Annotated in this window: 20 protein-coding genes; 9 read left to right on the forward strand and 11 right to left on the reverse strand. The window is 73.9% G+C overall.

The genetic code is table 11. The features are described from left to right. The first annotated feature begins 32 nt into the window (after positions 1-32). On the forward strand, positions 33-809 hold the full coding sequence (locus ACFU5J_RS01495) for a thioesterase family protein (RefSeq protein ID WP_430573538.1): 777 nt from the start codon (positions 33-35) through the stop codon (positions 807-809). Positions 810-1,025: 216 nt separating this feature from the next. Here the strand turns inward: ACFU5J_RS01495 and ACFU5J_RS01500 are convergent, their stop codons facing one another. From ACFU5J_RS01500 to ACFU5J_RS01540, 9 genes are all read right to left on the reverse strand, one after another. Beyond that, the gene (locus ACFU5J_RS01500; protein ID WP_430577572.1) at positions 1,026-1,388 is read right to left on the reverse strand and encodes a DUF5808 domain-containing protein; all 363 of its coding nucleotides are present in this window, start codon (positions 1,386-1,388) and stop codon (positions 1,026-1,028) included. Positions 1,389-1,467: 79 nt separating this feature from the next. After that, on the reverse strand, positions 1,468-2,664 hold the full coding sequence (locus tag ACFU5J_RS01505; RefSeq protein WP_430577573.1) for an MFS transporter: 1,197 nt from the start codon (positions 2,662-2,664) through the stop codon (positions 1,468-1,470). A gap of 26 nt (positions 2,665-2,690) precedes the next feature. Then, positions 2,691-3,683, reverse strand: coding sequence for a DUF5937 family protein (locus tag ACFU5J_RS01510; RefSeq protein ID WP_430573541.1), 993 nt, complete (start codon positions 3,681-3,683; stop codon positions 2,691-2,693). A gap of 15 nt (positions 3,684-3,698) precedes the next feature. Continuing rightward, entirely contained in the window at positions 3,699-5,045 is a 1,347-nt protein-coding gene (locus ACFU5J_RS01515; protein WP_430577574.1) for an ABC transporter substrate-binding protein, read from the reverse strand. Positions 5,046-5,056: 11 nt separating this feature from the next. Then, positions 5,057-6,016 (reverse strand): carbohydrate ABC transporter permease, encoded by a 960-nt coding sequence (locus tag ACFU5J_RS01520; RefSeq protein ID WP_430577575.1) that lies wholly within the window; start codon positions 6,014-6,016, stop codon positions 5,057-5,059. A 13-nt stretch (positions 6,017-6,029) separates the two neighbouring features. Beyond that, entirely contained in the window at positions 6,030-6,944 is a 915-nt protein-coding gene (locus tag ACFU5J_RS01525; RefSeq protein ID WP_430577576.1) for a carbohydrate ABC transporter permease, read from the reverse strand. 82 nt (positions 6,945-7,026) lie between these two features. Continuing rightward, positions 7,027-8,274, reverse strand: a complete 1,248-nt coding sequence (locus tag ACFU5J_RS01530) for a Gfo/Idh/MocA family protein (protein WP_430577577.1) — start codon at positions 8,272-8,274, stop codon at positions 7,027-7,029. A gap of 23 nt (positions 8,275-8,297) precedes the next feature. Then, on the reverse strand, positions 8,298-9,476 hold the full coding sequence (locus ACFU5J_RS01535) for an ROK family protein (RefSeq protein ID WP_430573546.1): 1,179 nt from the start codon (positions 9,474-9,476) through the stop codon (positions 8,298-8,300). Between the two features lie 85 nt (positions 9,477-9,561). Continuing rightward, positions 9,562-10,407 carry an alpha/beta fold hydrolase gene (locus ACFU5J_RS01540; RefSeq protein WP_430577578.1) on the reverse strand — a complete coding sequence of 282 codons (846 nt, stop codon included), beginning with the start codon at positions 10,405-10,407 and terminating at the stop codon, positions 9,562-9,564. Between the two features lie 62 nt (positions 10,408-10,469). Between ACFU5J_RS01540 and ACFU5J_RS01545 the strand changes: the two genes are divergently transcribed. The 3 genes from ACFU5J_RS01545 (at position 10,470) to ACFU5J_RS01555 (ending at position 11,901) form a co-directional block, all read left to right on the forward strand. Further along, positions 10,470-11,114 (forward strand): TetR/AcrR family transcriptional regulator, encoded by a 645-nt coding sequence (locus tag ACFU5J_RS01545; protein WP_430577579.1) that lies wholly within the window; start codon positions 10,470-10,472, stop codon positions 11,112-11,114. 122 nt (positions 11,115-11,236) lie between these two features. Beyond that, a complete protein-coding gene (locus ACFU5J_RS01550; RefSeq protein WP_430577580.1) occupies positions 11,237-11,608 on the forward strand; it encodes a cupin domain-containing protein in 372 nt (123 codons plus the stop codon). Next, positions 11,608-11,901, forward strand: coding sequence for a DUF4287 domain-containing protein (locus tag ACFU5J_RS01555; RefSeq protein ID WP_430577581.1), 294 nt, complete (start codon positions 11,608-11,610; stop codon positions 11,899-11,901). Before ACFU5J_RS01550 ends, ACFU5J_RS01555 begins: the two co-directional genes overlap by 1 nt. Positions 11,902-11,916: 15 nt before the next feature. On the opposite strand, the gene ACFU5J_RS01560 is transcribed toward ACFU5J_RS01555, so the two are convergent. Then, positions 11,917-12,234 carry a DUF4235 domain-containing protein gene (locus tag ACFU5J_RS01560; protein WP_430577582.1) on the reverse strand — a complete coding sequence of 106 codons (318 nt, stop codon included), beginning with the start codon at positions 12,232-12,234 and terminating at the stop codon, positions 11,917-11,919. A gap of 128 nt (positions 12,235-12,362) precedes the next feature. Here ACFU5J_RS01560 and ACFU5J_RS01565 point away from each other — a divergent pair, with 128 nt between their 5' ends. The 3 genes from ACFU5J_RS01565 (at position 12,363) to ACFU5J_RS01575 (ending at position 14,965) form a co-directional block, all read left to right on the forward strand. Next, positions 12,363-12,821: a hypothetical protein gene (locus ACFU5J_RS01565; protein ID WP_430577583.1), complete on the forward strand. Its 459-nt coding sequence runs from the start codon at positions 12,363-12,365 to the stop codon at positions 12,819-12,821. Positions 12,822-12,910: 89 nt separating this feature from the next. Then, the gene (locus ACFU5J_RS01570) at positions 12,911-13,534 is read left to right on the forward strand and encodes a DUF305 domain-containing protein (RefSeq protein ID WP_430577584.1); all 624 of its coding nucleotides are present in this window, start codon (positions 12,911-12,913) and stop codon (positions 13,532-13,534) included. Positions 13,535-13,756: 222 nt separating this feature from the next. After that, positions 13,757-14,965, forward strand: coding sequence for a D-alanyl-D-alanine carboxypeptidase family protein (locus ACFU5J_RS01575; protein WP_430577585.1), 1,209 nt, complete (start codon positions 13,757-13,759; stop codon positions 14,963-14,965). A gap of 93 nt (positions 14,966-15,058) precedes the next feature. Here the strand turns inward: ACFU5J_RS01575 and ACFU5J_RS01580 are convergent, their stop codons facing one another. Further along, the gene (locus ACFU5J_RS01580) at positions 15,059-15,841 is read right to left on the reverse strand and encodes a hypothetical protein (RefSeq protein ID WP_430577586.1); all 783 of its coding nucleotides are present in this window, start codon (positions 15,839-15,841) and stop codon (positions 15,059-15,061) included. A gap of 464 nt (positions 15,842-16,305) precedes the next feature. Between ACFU5J_RS01580 and ACFU5J_RS01585 the strand changes: the two genes are divergently transcribed. Together ACFU5J_RS01585 and ACFU5J_RS01590 are read left to right on the forward strand one after the other, a co-directional pair. Continuing rightward, on the forward strand, positions 16,306-17,304 hold the full coding sequence (locus tag ACFU5J_RS01585; protein ID WP_430577587.1) for a phosphotransferase family protein: 999 nt from the start codon (positions 16,306-16,308) through the stop codon (positions 17,302-17,304). After that, positions 17,301-18,680: an MATE family efflux transporter gene (locus tag ACFU5J_RS01590; protein WP_430577588.1), complete on the forward strand. Its 1,380-nt coding sequence runs from the start codon at positions 17,301-17,303 to the stop codon at positions 18,678-18,680. The genes ACFU5J_RS01585 and ACFU5J_RS01590 overlap by 4 nt, the downstream gene beginning before the upstream one ends. Positions 18,681-18,705 lie beyond the last annotated feature (25 nt).

Below are 18,705 nucleotides of genomic sequence, written 5' to 3' on the forward strand. Positions count from 1 at the left end.
TGGCCGTCACTCCCCACGAAGGACGGACACCCATGGCCTACTTCCGCCGCACCGGCGCGACGACGTTCCAGCCCACCGAGCACGTCGGAGGGGCGTGGAGGACGGACGAGCAGCACGTGGCGCCGACGCTCGGGCTGCTCGCGCACCTGGTGGAGGCCGACCGGGAGAAGCGCGGCCGCGACGACCTGGCCGCCACGCGGCTGACGTTCGACATCCTCGGCCCGTACCGCCTCGAGGAGATGACCACGGACGTGCGGGTGCTGCGCCCGGGCCGCGGCGTCGAGCTGGTGCAGGCCGACGTGGCGTGCGGCGGCCGCCCGGTCGTGACGCTGCGCGCGTGGCTCACCGCCGTCGGCGACACGCGGGACCTCGCGGCCGGCGCGCCCGCGCCGCTCCCCCGCCCCGACGACACCCCGGTGTGGGACCCGACCACGGACTGGCCCGGCGCGTTCGTCGCGTCGATCGACGTGCGCCGCACGCTCGCCGAGCCCGGGCGCGGCACGGTGTGGGTGCGCACCGACCACGACCTCGTCGAGGCCGAGGAGGTGGGGACGCTCGCCCGCACCGTCGGCCTGTTCGACGTCGCCAACGGGATGTCCGTGCGCGCCGACCCCCGGAAGGTCGCCTTCCCCAACGTCGACCTCTCGGCGCACCTGCACCGCGCCCCCGCGGGCGGGTGGCTCGGGTTCGACACGTCCGTGGTCTTCGGAGCCGGCGGCGCGGGCCTCACGTCCAGCGTGCTGCACGACGAGCACGGGGCGTTCGGCACCCTCGCGCAGGGCCTGGTGGTCCGCGCGCTCGACGCGTGACCGCCCGGGCGCGTCGGCGACCTGAGGACGTTGTCGTTTTCTGCTCGGTCGGCAGGGCGGGAGCCGTGCCCCCTCAGCCGGCGCGACCCCAGGCGAGCGGGAAGACCCCGCTGAGGCGCAAGGGGTGCGGCCCAGCGGGCGCCCCTCCTGTTCTCCCGACGGAGCAGAGAACCACACCGTGCTCCGAGCGACGACTCGCCGTGCGGCGCGCGGCCGTCAGGCCGAGGCTTCGGCCTCGCGCGCGTCCTCGACCTTGCGGCGCACCAGCTCGACGATGCGGCCGAGGTTGAGCGTCCACCCGACGCCGAAGACGTGCGGGCTGAGCAGGTGCTCGCCCTCCGGGTCCCAGACCCGCTCACGGACGCGCGCGAGGGTGGGGACGCGGAACTCGTAGGGGACGAACCCGGCGACGGTGCCGTGCCAGGTGCGGTCCTCCTTGTCCTTCTGCAGCTCCTTGGTGATCGCCGCGACCACCAGCGCGACCATGATGAGCTGGAACAGGTTGGGGCCGCCCCGCTTCCTGCCGTGCTGCTTGTCGAGGTGCTGCTTGCCGTGCTGGATCTCCTGCTTCTTGCCCATCTCGGCCTCCGCTCGTCGTGGTGCTCGTCGTGCTGCTCGTCGTGGTCCTCTCCCATCGTGCACCAGGAGACGCGCCTGGTCAGCGCGGGGGGCGGGTGAGCACGACGGCGACGGCCGCGACGACGCACACCGCCGCCGTGGTCAGCAGGCCCACGGAGAAGCTGGTGCCCGCCGCGATGAAGCCGACGACCAGCGAGCCGAGCCCCGTGCCGGCGTCGAACCCGATGTTCCACACGGCGCTGGCGGTGCTGTGCTGCCGCGCCGGCACGGCGGCGAAGGCGGCGACGAGCGTGAGGTTCTGCAGGCTGCCGTAGGAGACGCCCACCACCGTCATGCCGAGCACGAGCAGCGCCGGGCGGGCGCCGCCGTCCGCGATCGCGGCGGCGCACAGCGCGAGTCCGCCCGCGCAGACGAGGAGCAGCGGCGCGAGGAAGACGCGCGGCCCGAAGCGGTCGGCGAACCCGCCCACGCCCCAGCGCGCGAGGGCCGTCGCGGCCGTGAAGCCGAGCAGCCCCGCCACCGCCGCGCCCGCGCCGCCCGCGAACTGCGGGGCGAACGTCAGCAGCGCGCCGCCCGGCGTCGTCACCGCGAGGAGCACCAGCGACGGCATCAGCAGGGCGAGCAGCGTGCGGCCCCGGCCCGTCGCGGCGACCGTGTCGGGCGCGGCGCCGGTCGTCGCGTCCGCCGCCGCGGCGTCGAGCCGCCGGCCGAGCCGCGCCGCGAACGGCGCCGCGAGCACGGGCAGCGCCCCGAGGGCGAAGACGACGCGGAAGTCGAGGGTCTCCGCCACCCACGCCGAGCTCGGCACCAGCACCAGCTGCGGGAACGCGATCGACAGCCCGTACAGGCCGATCGCGCGGCCGTGCCGCGGCCCGTCCACGAGGGCGGCGACCGCCGTCGACCCGCACACCGTCAGCACCGCGAACCCGGTGCCACGGACGGCCGACAGGGCGAGCAGCCAGCCGAGCTGGTCGGTGGCCATGAACAGCAGCGACGGCGCGCCCAGCAGCACGACGCCCACCACCATCGTCAGGCGCCACCCCACCCGGTGCAGCAGCCACGGCACGGTGGTCTGCGTGAGCACCGTGGCCAGCATGAGCACCGCGTTGACGAGGCCGGCGCCGCCCTCGGTCGCGCCGCCGCGCACCGCCCACAGGGGCGCGGCCGGCAGCAGCAGCGCGTACCCCGAGAAGCCCAGCGCCGACATCGCCAGCAGCGGCCGGAACCCGGGGACGCGGGCGACGGACGACGACGAGCGGGGGGCGGGACGACGCATCGGGCGAACCTACCGCGGGCCGGGTGTCACGCCCCGACGAGCGCCTCCCCGAGCGGGGTGCGCACGTGCAGCACCCGCGGACCCTCCCGGCGCGAGTCGACCAGGCGGGCGGCGCGCAGCAGCGTGAGGTGGTGCGACGCCGTCGAGACGGCGAGGCCGCCGGCGGCCGCCACCTCGGTCGTCGACAGCGGGCCCGTGAGGGCGAGCAGGACGCCCGCGCGGCCGGCGCCGAGCAGGTCGGCGAGCGCCCCGGACGTGTCGGGGGCGTCGTCGGCCCAGCGCTCGGAGATCCCCAGCGCGGGGTAGAACAGCGTGGGCTGCGCGGGCGGCTCCGTGACCACCGAGCACCGCGGCGCCATGACCGACGGCACCAGCACCAGGCCGCTGCCCGCGCAGTCGAGCACCTCGCCGTGCATCCGCAGCCGCACCTGCACGGCGTCGGGCGCCCAGGTCACCGCCTCGTGCAGCGTGTCGACCATGGCGCCGAGGCCGAGGGTGGTCACCCGGCGCGACCGCGCGCCGATGTCGGCGCGCAGCAGGCGCTCGAGCTGCGGCCACGTCGGCGCGAGGACGGCGTCCCACACCTGCACCCAGGCGTCCGCCGCCAGCGCGCGGGCCCGCTCCGGGTCGTCGGCGAGGGCCCGCAGCACGCGCTGCTCGGCGCCCTCGGTGCGGTCCACCCGCTTGAGGAGGTCGACCCGCACCGACGCGAGGTCCGCCTCCCGCATCCTCGCCACCTCCTCGTCGGGGCCGAGGTCCCAGCCGGGCGTGGAGGTGAGGAAGTCCGGCAGGTACCCGTCCGGGCCCACGAGCAGGCGCAGCAGGTCGAACGCGCGGGCGGGGGCCCGGCCGCGAGCCCGCCGCAGCCACCCCCACTGCAGCGGGTGGTACTGCGGCCGCCCCAGCACGCGCACCGCGTGCGCGAGCTCGTGGCCGGGCGAGACGCCGAACCGGATCGCCGAGACGTCGTCGGGGGCGAGACGGAGCTCGACGACGTTCCGGCGCTGCTGGCTGGGCACGGCGTCACCGTAGCCTCACTTCAGCAGGCCGTTGATCCGGTCGTTCACCTCCGTGAGCGTGGAGACGTCGCGGTCGCCGATGTAGATCTCGTCCATGATCGGCGTCATCATCGAGTCGATCGCGCCGAACTGCTCCGTCACCGGGAAGAAGAGCGTCTGCTTCTTCTCCACCAGGTCCGTGAACACCGAGACGTCCAGGCCGCGGTCCGCGAACGCGTCGATCGCGGCCGCGGTGCCGGCGGGCCGGGCCGGGAACACCACCCCGGCCTCCCCCACGAGGCGCTGGCAGTCGTCCGAGCCGAGGAACTCCACCCAGCGGGCGGCCTCCTCGGGGTTCGGGGACTGGGCGCTGATCGAGTCGGCGAGGCCGTTGTACATGGAGACCGGGTGGCCGACCGGGCCGCTCGGCAGGCTCGCGATGCCCAGGTCGACGCCGTCGAGGTTGGCGTACGTGCCGAGCATCCACGACCCGTTCGCGGAGATCACGGCGCGCCCCGAGCCGAGGGCCTGCTGCGGGTTGGGCTCCGTGCCGACCTCCTCGTACGGCGCCATGAACCCCTTGTCGACCAGGCCGAACAGCCACTTCAGCGAGGACTGCACGCGCGGGTCGTCGAAGTGGTACTCCGTGCCCCACACGTCCGCGTCGGTGAACTTCCAGCCCGTCGCCCCGGCCAACCACGACCACGTCGTCTGACCGGAGGTGCCGCCCGACCCGTTCGAGGCCATGCCGTACACGGCGACGTTCTTCGGGTCGAAGCCCTCCTCGTCGCCGCGCACCCCGTTCTGGTCGACGCTGAGGTGGGCGAGGACCTTCTCGAAGCTGCCGCCGTCCTCGGGGTTCCAGTCGAGGCCCTCGAGGTCCGCCGGGCCCAGACCGGCGTCGGACAGGACCTTCGTGTCGTAGAACAGCGCGACCGTGTCGAAGTCCTTCGGCATGCCGTACTGGGCGCCGTCCTGCCCCACCCACAGGTCCGCGAGGCCCTCCTGGAACCCGCCGTAGTCGACGTCGCGCGTCGCCCCGAGGGTGTTGAGGTCCAGCAGCAGCCCCTTCTGCGCGAAGCCGGGGTACTGGGTGAGGTGGTCGGTGAAGACGTCCGGGCCGGCCCCCGCCACGAAGCCGGCGGTGAGCTTGCGCCAGTAGTCGCCCCAGCCGTACTGGCTGATCCGGACCTCGAGGTCCGGGTTCTCCTCCTCGAAGGCGTCCGCGCAGCGCTGGTAGGCGGGCAGCTGGTTGGCGTCCCACAGCCAGTAGTCGACGACGACGGAGTCGTCCGCCGCGCCGGGTGCCGCGCACCCCGCGAGGGCCAGGGTGCCGGCGGTCAGTGCCGCGGCCAGGGACGCCGCGGTTCGACGTGTACGCACGATGGGCCGCCTCACTTGATCCCGTTGAAGCCGATGGAGTTGACGATCCGTCTCGCGAACGCGAGGAAGAGCAGGATCATCGGCAGCGCGGCCACCAGGGTCGCGGCCATCAGCCCGGCCCAGTCCGGCCCCGTCTGCGGGGTCTGCGCGTTGAAGTTGCCGAGCGCCACGGTGAGCACCCGGGAGTCGTCGGTGTAGGAGACCATCAGCGGCCAGAAGTAGTCGTTCCACGACCCGATGTAGGTGAGGATCGCGATGGTCGCGATCGGCCCCACGGACATCGGGATGATGATCGCGAAGAAGACCCGGACCTTGCTGGCGCCGTCGATGAGCGCCGCCTCCTCCACCTCCGTGGAGACGTTCATGAAGAACTGCCGCAGGAAGAAGATCGCGAACGGCGTCATGAACAGCCCCGGCAGCATGATGCCGAGCAGCGTGTCGATCAGCCCCAGCTCCCGGACCAGGATGAAGTTCGGCAGCAGCGTGAAGATCACCGGCACCATCAGCGACAGCAGGAACACGGCGAACACCGCGTTGCGGCCCCGCCAGTGCAGGCGGGAGAACGCGTACGCCGCCATCGCGGAGAAGAACACCTGGCAGACGGTGACCACGGTGGCCACCACCACCGAGTTGCGCAGGTAGAGCCAGAAGTCGATGGACGCCCCGGAGCCGCCCTGCGCGATGGCCTCCTCCGTGGACTGCAGCCCGAAGACGCGCTCGAAGCCGCCCCAGCTGAAGTCGACCGGCAGCAACGAGGTCGCGTTGGCGTACAGGGCCCCGTTGCTGGACAGCGCCGTGCGCAGCATCCAGTAGAAGGGGAACAGGGTGATGAGCAGCAGCAGGCCCATCACCACCCAGGCCACCACCTTGCCGATGCTGGGCGGGCGGCGGCGGCGCGGGGCCGGCACGTCCTGCGAGGTGGGTGCCGCGGAGGTCGCGGGTGCGGCCGGAGCCGTCGTGGTCTCGGTCATGGTCGCCCGCTCCCTAGTTCAGGTCCGTCTGGCCGGCCCGCGTCATGCGGTACTGGAAGAAGGTGACGACCACCAGGATCAGCAGCATGGCCACGCTCAGCGCCGACGCGTAGCCGAAGTCGAACTGCGCGAACGCCTTGTCGTAGATGTAGAGCTGCAGCACCCGGCTGGCGTCCACGGGGCCGCCGTTGGTCGTGACCGCCACGGTGTCGAACACCTGGAACGAGCCGATCACCGAGATGATCAGGACGAGGCCGAGGATCGGCCGCAGCAGGGGCAGGGTGATGCCGAAGAAGGTGCGCGTCTCGGAGGCACCGTCCACGCGGGCCGCCTCGTACGTGGTGTGCGGGATGGTCTGCAGGCCGGCGAAGATCAGCAGCGCCGTGTAGCCCATGTGCCGCCAGACGTTCACCACGGCGATGGTCGGGATGGCCCACTCCTCCGAGGTGAAGAAGCCGATGCGGTCCAGGCCCATCCACTCCAGCACCTGGTTCCCGATGCCGAGCTGGTAGTCGAGGATCCACAGGAACACCAGCGCGGCGACCACGTTCGAGACGAGGTAGGGGGCCAGCACCAGCGAGCGCAGCAGCGTGGAGCGGCTCAGGCGCTGCATCAGCATCGCGAGCAGCAGGGCCACCACGGTCTGGAGCACGATGTTGATCACGACGTACTCGAGCGTGACCCGGACGGCGTTCCAGAACACCGGGTCCGCGACCATCTCCCGGTAGTTGTCCAGGCCCACGAACCGGGCCGGGCTGAGCAGGTCCCAGGACGTGAAGCTCAGCCAGATCCCGCGGACCAGCGGCCAGAAGTAGAAGACCACCAGGCCGATGGTGGCCGGCAGGATGAACGCGAGGGCGAGCCGGGTGTCGTCCCGGCGGCGCCCCACCCGTTCTCCTCGGACGGTCGGTGCGGACGGTGCAGCCATCGATGTACCTCCTTGCGTCGTTGCAGGCGGTGCTCGGGGAACGGCCCGGCGTCGCCGATGACGCCGGGCCGGTGGTGCGCGCTCAGTCGCGGGCGGGGCGGCTCCCGAAGTCGGGGATGGGCAGCCGGTGGCCGCCCGCGAGGGCGGACTCGTGCGCCACGATGCCGGGCGCGGTGAACGCCGCGGACCGCCAGGCGTCGACCGGCGGGTGCTCCCCGGTGACCACGCCGCGCACGAAGTCGTCGGCGAGGAAGTGGTGCGAGCCCTCGTGCCCGTTGGGGGCCTCGGCGTACGCGGCGGGCAGCCGGGTGCGGTCGTGCACGGGCGCGGACCCGGACGTGAACGCCTCCCGCAGGGCCGGGTCCACGTCGGCGAGGTCGGCGTCGTCGCCGTCCCCGCGGACCGGGACGAAGTCGGCCGAGACGTCCGTGGACGTCTCCTTGTCGTTCCACACGCTCTGGTGCGCGAGCTGCTCGAAGCTCGCCTCCGTGCCGAAGAAGCGGAACCGCGACTCGCGGATGTGCGACGGGTAGCCCACGCGGCGCATCTCGTTGGTGCGCATCGCGCCGCCGTCGGACAGCTCGAAGAGCGCCGTCGCGTTGGAGAAGCTGTTGCCGAACTGGCTGACCTCCCGGTCGAAGACGCCGTCCCCGCGCTGGTCCTCCACGCCGATGCAGCTCACGCTGACGGCGCGCGTCGGCAGGGCGCCGAGGACGCCGCCGATCGCGTGGGTCGGGTAGAGCATGGGCGGGTAGCTGGCGGTGGCCTTCCAGTTCTCCCCGCCGCTGTACTGGTAGGCGGCGTAGAACCCGAGGTCCATGTCGTGGACGTAGTCGCCCTCGGCGTAGAAGACCCGGCCGAGCGCGCCCTCCCGCACCTTCTCCCGGACGAAGACCGTGGCCGGGTTGTAGTAGCTCGTCTCGCCCATCATGTAGGTGAGGCCGGTGCGCTCGACGGCGTCGATGATCGCCTCGATGTCGGTGAGCTCGGTGGCCATCGGCACGGCCGAGTACACGTGCTTGCCCGCCTCCAGCGCGGCCAGCACCAGCGGCGCGTGCGTCCACCGCTGCGTGAAGATCGCGACGGCGTCGACGTCGGAGTCGAGCATCTCCTCGAAGCTGTCGACGACGGTCGCCCGGTCGTAACGGTCGGCCAGCGCCTTGGCGCGCTCGGGGACGAGGTCGGTGATGGTGAGCCGGTCGACGTTCGGGTGCAGGTCCCAGAGCGTCGCGAAGCTCCGGGAGAACTGCCCGGCGCCGACGATGCCGATGCTGATCGAGCCGGCGTCCTCGGCGAGCGGGACGGTCGGGTCGAGGGGAAGTGCGGACAACGGTGCCTCCTGCGTGGGTCGGGTCATGCCGGTGCGGTGTGGTGGAGCGGGGGGTCGACGAGCATCCACTGGCAGGCCACGACGGCGGCGCCGCGGGCCCACTCGTCGAAGCCGGAGGAGAAGGCGACCACGGTCGGCGCGGTCGCGTTCGGGTCGAGGTGGTCGGCGATCGCGGCGTCCATGCGCCGCCGGGCGTGGGCGATCATTCCCAGCCCGTCGCCGGCGAGGATCACCGCGGGCAGCCCGAGCATGTTCGCGAGCTCCGCGACGAGGACGCCCAGGGCGTGGCCGGCGTCCTCGAAGACGCGCAGGGCGGCGGCGTCGCCCGCCTCGGCGAGCCCGAGCGCCTCCTCCAGCCCGAGGTCGGCGCGGCCGTGCGGCACGCCGATGCCCCGGGTGATGGAGGCGGTGGTGAGGAAGGCCGAGGCGCAGCCGCGGTGCCCGTGCGTGCAGACCGGGCCGGAATCGGCGACGCGGGTGTGCCCGATCCGGCCGACCTTGCCCGTCGGGCCCGCGAGCACGCGGTCCTCGATGACGATGCCCAGCCCGACGCCGACGCCGACGGTCAGGACGGCGAAGTCGCTCATCCCGCGGCCGGGCCCGGACCAGTGGACGCCGGCGGTCAGCGCGCGGGCGTCCTCGCTGAGGACGGTGGGGATGCCGGTGGCCTCCTCCAGGATCCGCGCCAGGGGGACCTGGTCCCAGCCGAGGAAGGCGTTGGCGCGCACGGTGTCGTCGAACCGGGACATCTGGCCGGCGAGGCCGACCCCGAGCGCCTGGATCTCCCCGGGGCCCGCGAGTTCGTTCACCAGTTCAATGATCTCGGCCACGACGGTGGCCTGCTCGACGTCGGCCAGGGGGCGGTGGGCGAAGGCCTGCACGCTCCCGGCGGCGTCCGTCCGGACCGCGTACGCCTCGTCCGCGGTCACCTTGACGCCGAGGAACCGGTGGTGGTCCGCCCGCAGCGCCAGCGGCGCGCCCGGGCGCCCCGGGCTCTCGGCGGCCGTCAGGGCCGTGACCTCGCCGATCAGGCCGGCGGCGAGGAGGGGCTGCGTGATCTTCGTGATGCTCGCCGGCGACCGCTCGAGGCGCCGCGCGAGCTCCGCCCGCGAGAGCGGCCCGGCCAGCAGCAGGGCGCGCACCACCGCCCGGGCGGAGGGCCCGAGCGAGCCGAGGCGAGGAAGGTCTGCGCGGCGCTGCACCCCCACACCCTGGCGCCTATTCCTTCACCGTGTCAATGAATTGGTCCGGATCCGTGTCCCGGGCGCCGTCACGCGCGCGTCGGGCTCACGATGCGCGGACGTCCGGCCGGGCCGCGAACTCCGCCAGCAGCCGCGCGAAGAGCTCCGGCTGGTCCTCCCCGAGCAGCGTCGACGAGCCCTCCACCACCTCGAGCCGCGCGTCCGGGTAGAGCGCCGCGAGCCGCGGCCCGTGGTCGGCCGGCATGAGCCGGTCCTGCGCCGCCCACACCACGAGCACCGGCCGGGTGAACGCGCCCCACCCGGCGGCGAGACGCAGCAGCTCGTCGCGGGGCGGGGCGCCCCGCGCGAACCTGGCGAAGTCGCGCCGCACGCGCCGGTCGCGGGTCGCCGGGCGGAACCAGTCCACGAGGAGGTCGTCGGGGATGCCGGCGACCGACATCCCGCCGTACCCGCCGGGCATCCGGCGGAACGCCCGTAGGCGGAACAGCTGGAGCAGGAGCCACATGCCGCCGGGCACCCGCGCGACGACCCCGAGCGCCTTCGCCGGCCCGGGCGGGAAGTTGTCGAACGCCTCGCAGGCCGCCAGCACGAGGCGCCCGACCCGCTCGGTGCGGCCCTCGTTGATGAGGAACTGGCCCCCGCCCCAGTCGTTGAGGACCAGGGTCACGTCGGTGAGGTCGAGCGCGTCGAGGAAGTCGCCGAGCAGGCGCGCGGTGCCCCGCTGGGTGAGGTCCGCGTCCGGCCGCAGGGGCATGCGGTGCCCGCCGAGCGGCAGGGTCGGGGTGATGACCCGGAAACCCGGGAGCAGCGGCACCACCTTGCGCCAGACCCGCGAGTCCATCGGCGGCCCGTGCCCCAGCACGACCACCGGGCCCGGGCCTCCCGTGTCCTCGTACGCGACGGGTCCCGCCGCCAGCTCCACGACCGCCATGTCGCGCCTCCCGGCCTCGATTTGATAGATCGTTCTAGTCATCGCCACCGTAGGCTGGTGCCATGACCGCGGCAACCCCCACGCCCCCGATCCCGCTCCTCGGGCCCGCACCCGACGGCGCCGGGACGCGCACCCGGATCCGGCACGCGGCGGCGCGGCTCTTCGCCCGCCAGGGCTACGCCGGCACCGGCCTGAAGCAGGTCGCCACCGAGGCCGCCGCGCCCTTCGGCTCGATCTACCACTTCTTCCCGGGCGGCAAGGACGCGCTGGCGGAGGACATGATCCGCACCACCGGGCCCGAGTTCATGGCGCTCGTGCTCGGGCTCCTCGACGAGCGGGACGACCCGGTCGACGCCGTCCTGCACGCCTTCGACTCCGCCGCCCGCGACCTCGTGGCGGGCGACTACGCCGACGGCTGCCCCGTCGCCACCATGGCCCTCGACGTCGTCGACACCCGCCCCGCGCTGCGGGCCGCCGCCGCCGACGTGTTCGCGGACTGGCTGGCGGGCGGCACCGCCTGGTTCGCCCGGCACGTCGACGCCGACCGGGCGCGCGACCTCGCGCTCGCCATGGTCATGCTCACCGAGGGGGCGTTCCTGCTGGCCCGCACGACACGCGACCCCGAGCCGCTGCGCGCGGCCGGCCGCAGCACCGCTGCCCTGCTCGAGGCCGCGCGGGCGGCGTCCGGGCGGCCGTCCGGGAGCTGACCGGGGAGCGACCTTTCGACCGACGTCGAAACGCTCGTGCGGCGCTGCGGTCGTCACGAGGCTGGGGACACGTCGCGGGCACCGGCCCGACGACGGCCCGCCCTCGCGAAGGAGGACACACCATGACCTCGGTGGTCACCGCCGACACGATCCGCATCCCCGGCTCGCGCACGCTGCGCTTCGAGGGTCGCGACCACGGCTCGGGCGTCTCGTTCTTCCTCGTGACGAACGACCCGGGCCAGGGCCCTGACCTGCACCGCCACCCGTACACGGAGACGTGGTCGGTGCTGGAGGGCGAGGCGACGATCGGCATCGGCGACGCGAGCGTCGTCGCTCACGCCGGCGACACCGCCGTCGTAGGGCCGGACGTGTGGCACGGCTTCACCAACACCGGCACCGGCGTGCTGCGCATGATGTGCATCCACGCGTCGGCGACGATGATCCAGCAGTTCCGGCAGGACGAGACCCAGGACGACACCAAGGAGACCGACTGATGTCCTTCCAGGCGTACCTCGACAACGTCGAGACCACGACCGGCCTCACCCCGCGGGAGCTGGTGGCCGCCGCCGCCGAGCAGGGGTTCGGCCCGGACAGCAGGACCACCCCCGTCGTCGCCTGGCTCAAGGAGACGTACGGGATCGGGCACGGCCACGCCCAGGCCGTCGCGCACGTCATCGTCAAGGGCGACCGCATCAGCTCCAAGCACGTCGGGTCGGACGGGTCGCACCGCGACGCGAGCGACCGGCTCTGGCTCGACGGCAAGGACTCCCGGCCGGCGGACTGGTGACGGCCGGGCGACGCGTCAGTCGCCCGGCCACTCCCCCGTCCACCGCTCGAACGCGCGCGCCCCGCCGCGGTCGATGATTGCCTTCACGACGGCGAAGATCGCGCCCTGCAGCAGCGAGGCCAGCAGGATCTCCCGCAGGCGGTACTCGGACTGCAGCGGGGTGGGCGCGTCGTCGGGATGGCCGGGCGCGACCCGCTTGTAGACCTGCTTGAAGACCTGTGCGGCCACGATCCCGCCGACGATCGAGCTCACGATGCCGACGGGCCGGTACAGGATCTTCGCGGCCTTGCCGCCGCTCTTCTCGGTGCGGACGTCGTCGATGTCCTCGCTCATGCCTCGACGCTAGGCCCGGCACGCCCGTCCCGCACGGGACGTCGGCCGCCGCCGACGTTCGTTACAGTGCCAGGGTCGCCGCGGCCCCGCCCGTGGCCGACCCCAGGACCGACCGCCGAGGAGGACGCATGATCCGCACCGTGCGTCCCCTGCTCACCGGGCGGCACGGCCGGCTCGCCGGCGTCCTCCTCGTGCTCACGCTGATCGCCGGCGTCGTCGTCATGCACGCCATGAGCGGCTCCGCGACGCGGCACGGCGCCCCCCACACGGTCGCCGTCGCCGCGGAGCAGCACGTCGCCGCGCAGGCCGGCGCGTCGCCCGGAACCACCGTGACGCCCGCCGCCCCGACCGTCGCCGGCGACTCCGAGCGCCCCGCCGGGTGCGGCGACGGCGGCTGCGGCAGCCACGACATGGTCACGGCGATGTGCCTCATGATCCTGGCCGTGCTGCTGGTGCTCGTCGGCCCCGGCGCCCGCTCCCTGCTGCGCGCTGAGGGGCCTCGGACGGGGCCCTGGCACCCGCTCGCCGCCGCCTCCCGGCCGGTGGCCGGCCCCTCGCTGCACGCCCTCGGGATCTCTCGGACGTAGGCCCGCCCGTCCGCGGCGCCGTCGCGCCCGGACACCGGGGCCCGCACGGGCCCGGCAAGCGGAAGCCCACCGAGAGAGGTACCACCCCCATGAAGCACACCTTCCTGGCGCGCGCCCGCGTGCCCGCGCTCGCGCTCGTCGTCGCCGTCTCCCTCGCCGCGTGCACCGGCGGCGGCAGCGACGACGGGAGCGGCCACGACATGGCCGGGATGTCCGGCGCGTCGCCGTCGACGGAGGACCCGTCCGGCTCGGCGTCCGAGGCCGGCGCGGCCGACGTGATGTTCGCGCAGATGATGGTCCCCCACCACGAGCAGGCGATCGAGATGGCCGACGCCCTGCTCGCCAAGGACGGGACCAGCCCGGAGCTCGTCGACCTGGCGGAGCGGATCAAGGCCGCCCAGGGCCCCGAGATCGAGACCCTGACCGGCTGGCTCGAGGCCTGGAACGCCGAGCCCGCGGCCGACGGGCACGCCGGCATGGGCGACGGGATGATGACGGCCGACGACATGCAGGCGCTCGACGACGCGCAGGGCGCCGACGCGGAGCGGCTCTTCCTCGAGCAGATGGTGGTGCACCACGAGGGAGCGGTCGAGATGGCGCAGGCCGAGGTCTCCGACGGCGAGGACGCGGACGCGGTCGCGATGGCGCAGGCCATCGTCGACACGCAGACCGACGAGATCCAGCAGATGAAGGAGCTCCTCGCGTCCCGGTGACCGCCGGCGGTGCGTCGGCCCTCGGGTCGGCGCACCGCCCGCGGTCGCCCCGGCGGCGGGCACCCCCTGCCGTGATCGTTTCGTGACTTTTGACCGGCCGGTGCGATACCTTCTGCCCGGCGGTCCAGGCACTGAGAGAGGTCGCATGACACCCCACGTTCTTCGGGACACCGCACGACGCGGCGCCCCCGGCTCCACCTGCGCTGCCGCACGGTCCGCGCGATGACGACCACAGAGGCCGCCCCGGCCCCCGCACGGGCGTACCCGAGCCGGCGCGACCCCGGCCGCGGTGGCCGCCCCCGCCCCGTCGCCGCCGAGCGGCCGCACACCCCGGCACCCCTCGTCGTCGAGCCGGTCCGCGTCGCCGAGCCGGTCCGCGTCGCCGAGCCCGTCCGCGTCGCCGCATCGCTCCGGGAGGCCGCGCCGGTCCGCGAGGCCCGCATCCCGCGGCCCGTGCAGACCGCGGCACCCGCCCGCGTCGCCGAGCCCGTCCGCGTCGCCCAGCCGACTCCCGAGCCGCCGCCCGCGTTCCCGCACGTCCACGTCTTCGGCCCGACGCACGTCGCCACGCCCGGGCGGGCCCCGTCGCACGTGCCGAGCCGCGTGCCGGCCCGCAAGCCGCGCAAGGGCCGGGGGCCGAGCCGCTGGACGAGCCTCGGCGTCGGGCTCACGGTCGCCGTCGCCACCACGACGACGCTCACCGCCATCGCGCCGCAGGCCATGGCGCCCGAGGGCGACGACCAGCCCACGACCGGCGCGCTGGAGTCGATCACCGCCGCGGCCGCGGCGGCGGTGGACGACCGCGACGGCGCGGCCTCCCGCAGCGGGGCGCGCTCCGACGCCAAGGCGGGGGCCAAGGCCGCCGCGCAGGGCGCGGCGAAGGCCAGCACCGTGCGCACCACCGCGGGGGGCGCCGCGCAGATCACGGTGTCCGACCAGGCGACGATGTCGGTCGAGACGCTCGACGGCGGCGAGATCGAGGCGGCCCCGCCCGTGCTGCCGGGCTGCGACGGGTTCGCGGCCGGCACGGGCACCAACGGGCAGATCCCGACCACCGAGCTCTGCACGCTGTGGGACGGCCGCTCCCAGATCCGAGCCGACGCGGCGGTCGCCCTCGCCAACCTCAACGAGGCGTACCAGGCCGCGTGGGGCGAGCCGATGTGCATCACCGACGGCTTCCGCAGCTACGCGCAGCAGGTCGCGACGAAGGCTGCCAAGGGCTACCTCGCCGCGCCGCCCGGCACGTCCAACCACGGCTGGGGCCTCGCCGTCGACATCTGCCCCGAGACGTACGCGGGCGCGCGGTGGGCCTGGCTCGCCGCGAACGCCCCCGCCTTCGGGTGGGACAACCCCGACTGGGCCCGCCCCGGCGGCTCCAAGTACGAGCCGTGGCACTGGGAGTTCACGGACGCCGTCGCGCGGATGGGCTGAGCCCTGTCGGGCTCCTGACAGGCCAGAGGGCCTCCGGCCCGGGGACGTGGGACGTCCCCGGGCCGGAGGCCCTCTCGCGCGTGGTGCGAGGCGTCAGATCTTCGGGGTCGCCGTGGTCGTGCCCCCGGCGATCTTCGTCGTCGGCGCGATCGAGATGCGGTACTTGTACTTGTGCGAGGCCGTGAACTTGTAGGTCCGCAGGCCCGACTTGTCCAGCGTGATCGTCTTGCGCGTGTGCCAGCCGGTGGAGTTCTTGTACTGGACCTTCACCTTGGCGTACGAGTACGAGTGCCAGCCGGAGGTCGTGAACTTCTTCAGGCCGACCTTCACGGTCTTGTGGCTGCCGCTCGAGGTCACCCGGATGACGTTGCCGTACTTGAGCTTGCCGTCGATGTCCGAGCGCATCTTGAACGTGCCGCCCGAGTACTTCCCGTCCTTGAGCGTGATGCTCGGGGTCGACGTGTCGTAGTCGTGGTCGATCACGACGCGGACGTTCTTGAGCTTGAAGTCGCCGCGCCCCCACCAGTTCTTCGCCTCGAGGTACTGGTCGAGGCTCTTGTAGTTCTGCGAGGCGACGACCCCGAGCTTCGCCTTGGACGCCACGCGCTGCGAGCCCTTGTAGACGTCGGCGTAGATGTCCGCCCACCAGTACTTGCCGAAGCCGCTGAGGTCACCGACCTTGACCGTGGTGCGGACGTCGTAGCCCTTGGTCTTGTAGTTGATCGCGTACCGGCCGTTGGACGGCGTGACCTTCACGGAGGTCACGTCGATCGCGGGGCCGGTCGCGGCGGTCGCGGTCGCGGGCGCGACGGCGGTGCCGAGCAGGAGCGACGCCGCCGCCACCGTGGTGACCGCGAGCTTGGACAGGATGCGCATGGGGACCCTTTCGAGGGGAGAGGTGAGCCGCGCGGATCTTATTCAGGCGCCCGTGATATGTGCCTGCTGAAACCGCCTCCCGGACCGCCCGGGACCGGCGGTACCGGGAACCGGCGCCCGGCGTCGTCGCCGGGGGCGTCGGGGGCGCGGAAGCCCGGGATGCCGGGGCTCGCGGGGCCCGCCCGGTCGCCGTCGAGCCCCCGACCCGCCGTCCCGCGGTGCGCGGCGTCGGCGTCCGGCGCGCGAAAACTTCACCCGCTCAGCAGTCTCTCAGCCGCTTCCCGGGCCCACGCGCACCCTGCGCAAGGCCGTCCGATCTTTCCTTACCGATCGGTAGGCATAGCGTGCGGGCTCGTCTATGCTCGCGGGGTACCCCCTCGCCGACGAGGGACCGGGCGCGCCTCTGGAAGCGCTCCCATCCCTGGTCGCGCGACGCCGCCGCACCCCCCCGAGGACGAGGACCGATGGAGAGCGTCACCAAGAACCGCCAGCCCACGGCGACCCTGCGCGCGATGATCGAGCGCGCCTACGGAGCCGACCTCGTGCCCGAGGGCGACGACTTCGCCACCGAGCTGACGTACGGCTTCTTCAACGCCCTGTACCGGCTGGAGCTGCGCGACGGGCGCCGCGTCGTGCTGAAGATCGCCCCGCCCGCGCACGTCGAGGTGCTCACCCACGAACGCGGCATGATGCGCAACGAGCTCGCGGCGATGGCGCTGGTCGAGCGGGAGTCCGCCGTGCCCGTGCCGCGCGTCGACCACGCCGACCTCTCGCACGACCTCGTCGACGCGGACTGGTTCGTCATGGAGCACGTGGACGCCCTGTGCCTCGGCATCGCCGCCGAGACCGGCGAGCTCACGCCCGCGGAGGTCGAGGTCGGCTTCGAGCGCCTCGGCGAGGCCAACCGGGCGCTCAACGCGATCGTCGGACCACACTTCGGGCCGCTCCAGGGTCCCGGCTTCACGACCTGGCGCGAGGCGTCGACCGCCACGTTCCACGGCGTGCTCGCGGACGGCGAGCGCGCCGGCGTCGAGCTGGGCTGGGACCCGGACGTCGTGCGCGCGACGTGGGCCGCGCACGCCGACGTGCTCGACGAGGTGACGGAGCCCCGGCTCGTCGAGATCGACCTGTGGATGAAGAACTCGATGATCCGGGACGGCCGCATCGTCGCCGTCATCGACCACGAGCGCGCCATGTTCGGCGACCCGCTCATCGAGGCAGGGCTGACCGGCCTCGACCTGCCCGTCTTCCCCGACCCGGCGCCGTTCCAGCGCGGGTTCGGGCTCACCGAGCTCACCGACGGGCAGCGCACGCGGCGCCGCCTGTACACGCTGTGGCTGGCCGTCGTGATGCTCGTGGAGACCACCTACCGGCAGCAGACCCCCGAGCAGTACCGCTGGGCCCGCGAGCAGCTCGACGTCGCGATGGCCCTCCTCGGGCGCGCCCGGTCGCAGGCGGCGTGACCACCGCGGCCGCCGCCGACACCCTCGGCACCCGCCCGGTCGGGCGGCTGCTGTGGCACGCGTGCACCCAGACCACCCTGTCCGTGGGGGTCTACGGCGTCTACGCGCTCACCAACGCGTGGTTCGTCGCCCGCGGCGTCGGCCCGACGGCGATGGCGGCCGTCAACCTGGTCGCGCCCGTCCTGCTCGCGCTGGGCGCGGTCTCCACGACGGTCGGGATCGGCGGCGCGTCCCTCGTCTCGCGCAGCCTCGGCGCGGGCGACCCGGCCCGCGCCGCCCGTGCCGCGGGGAACGCGTTCGTCGTGTTCTGGGGCGCGGCGGTCGTGACCACGGTGGCCGGCCTGGCGCTGCTCGGACCGCTGCTCACCGGCCTCGGCGCGACCGGCGCCACGCGCGGCTACGCGCGCGACTACGCGGTGGTCATCCTGGCGGGCGCGATCGTGTCCACCGGCTTCTCCGCCCTCGTGCGCGCCGAGGGTCGGATGCTGTTCTCCACGCTGCTCTGGCTGGTGCCGGTGCTGGTCCAGATCGCCCTGGACCCGCTGCTGATCTTCGGCCTCGACATGGGCGTGCGCGGGGCGGCGCTCGGCACGGTCGGTGGCCAGGCGGTGTCCGCGGGGATGAGCGTCTGGTTCTTCTTCCTCCAGCGGTGCCGGCCGTACCGGGTCCGGTGGCGCGACCTGCGCCCGCACGGCCCCACCCTGCGCGCCGTCCTCGGGGTCGGCGCGCCGTCGTTCCTCGCCGGCCTCGGCACCACGCTGCTCACCGTGCTCGTCAACCTCTCGCTCGCGCGCGACGGCGCGGCGGGCGGCGCCGTCGCGCTGGCCGCGTTCGCGCTGTGCGCCCGCATCCAGACGTTCGTCACCATGCCGCAGACCGGCATCAGCCAGGGCCTGCAGCCGATCGTCGGGTACAACGCCGGGGCGCGGCTCGGCGCCCGCGTCGCCCGCGCCCGCAGGCTCGCGCTGCGCGCGACCGTGATCTACGGCGCCGGCGCGGCGGTCGCCGTCGCGCTGCTGGCCGAGCCGCTCGTGCGGCTGTTCGTCGACGAGCAGGACGTCGTGGACGTCGCGACCGGCGCGCTGCGCACCCTCGCCGTCGGGTTCGCCGTGGCCGGGGTGACGCCGCTGGTCTCCGCCTACTTCCAGGCGCTCGGCCGCGCCCGCCCCTCCTACGTGCTGTCGATCGGCACCCTGCTGGTGGTGCGGATCCCGCTGGTGCTGGTGCTCGGCGGCCACGGCCCGGCCGCCACCTGGGCGGCCCTCGCCGCCGGCGAGGTGCTGTCCGCGGCCTGCGCGTGGGTGGTCCTGCGGCGCGTCCGCGGCGCGGACCGGACGGCCCACGAGCTGCCCGTCGTCGACCTCCCGCGGCGCTGACCGCGGCGCGCGACCCCCGGCCGGC

The organism is Isoptericola sp. NPDC057559, from assembly GCF_042801555.1.
GTDB lineage: Bacteria > Actinomycetota > Actinomycetes > Actinomycetales > Cellulomonadaceae > Isoptericola.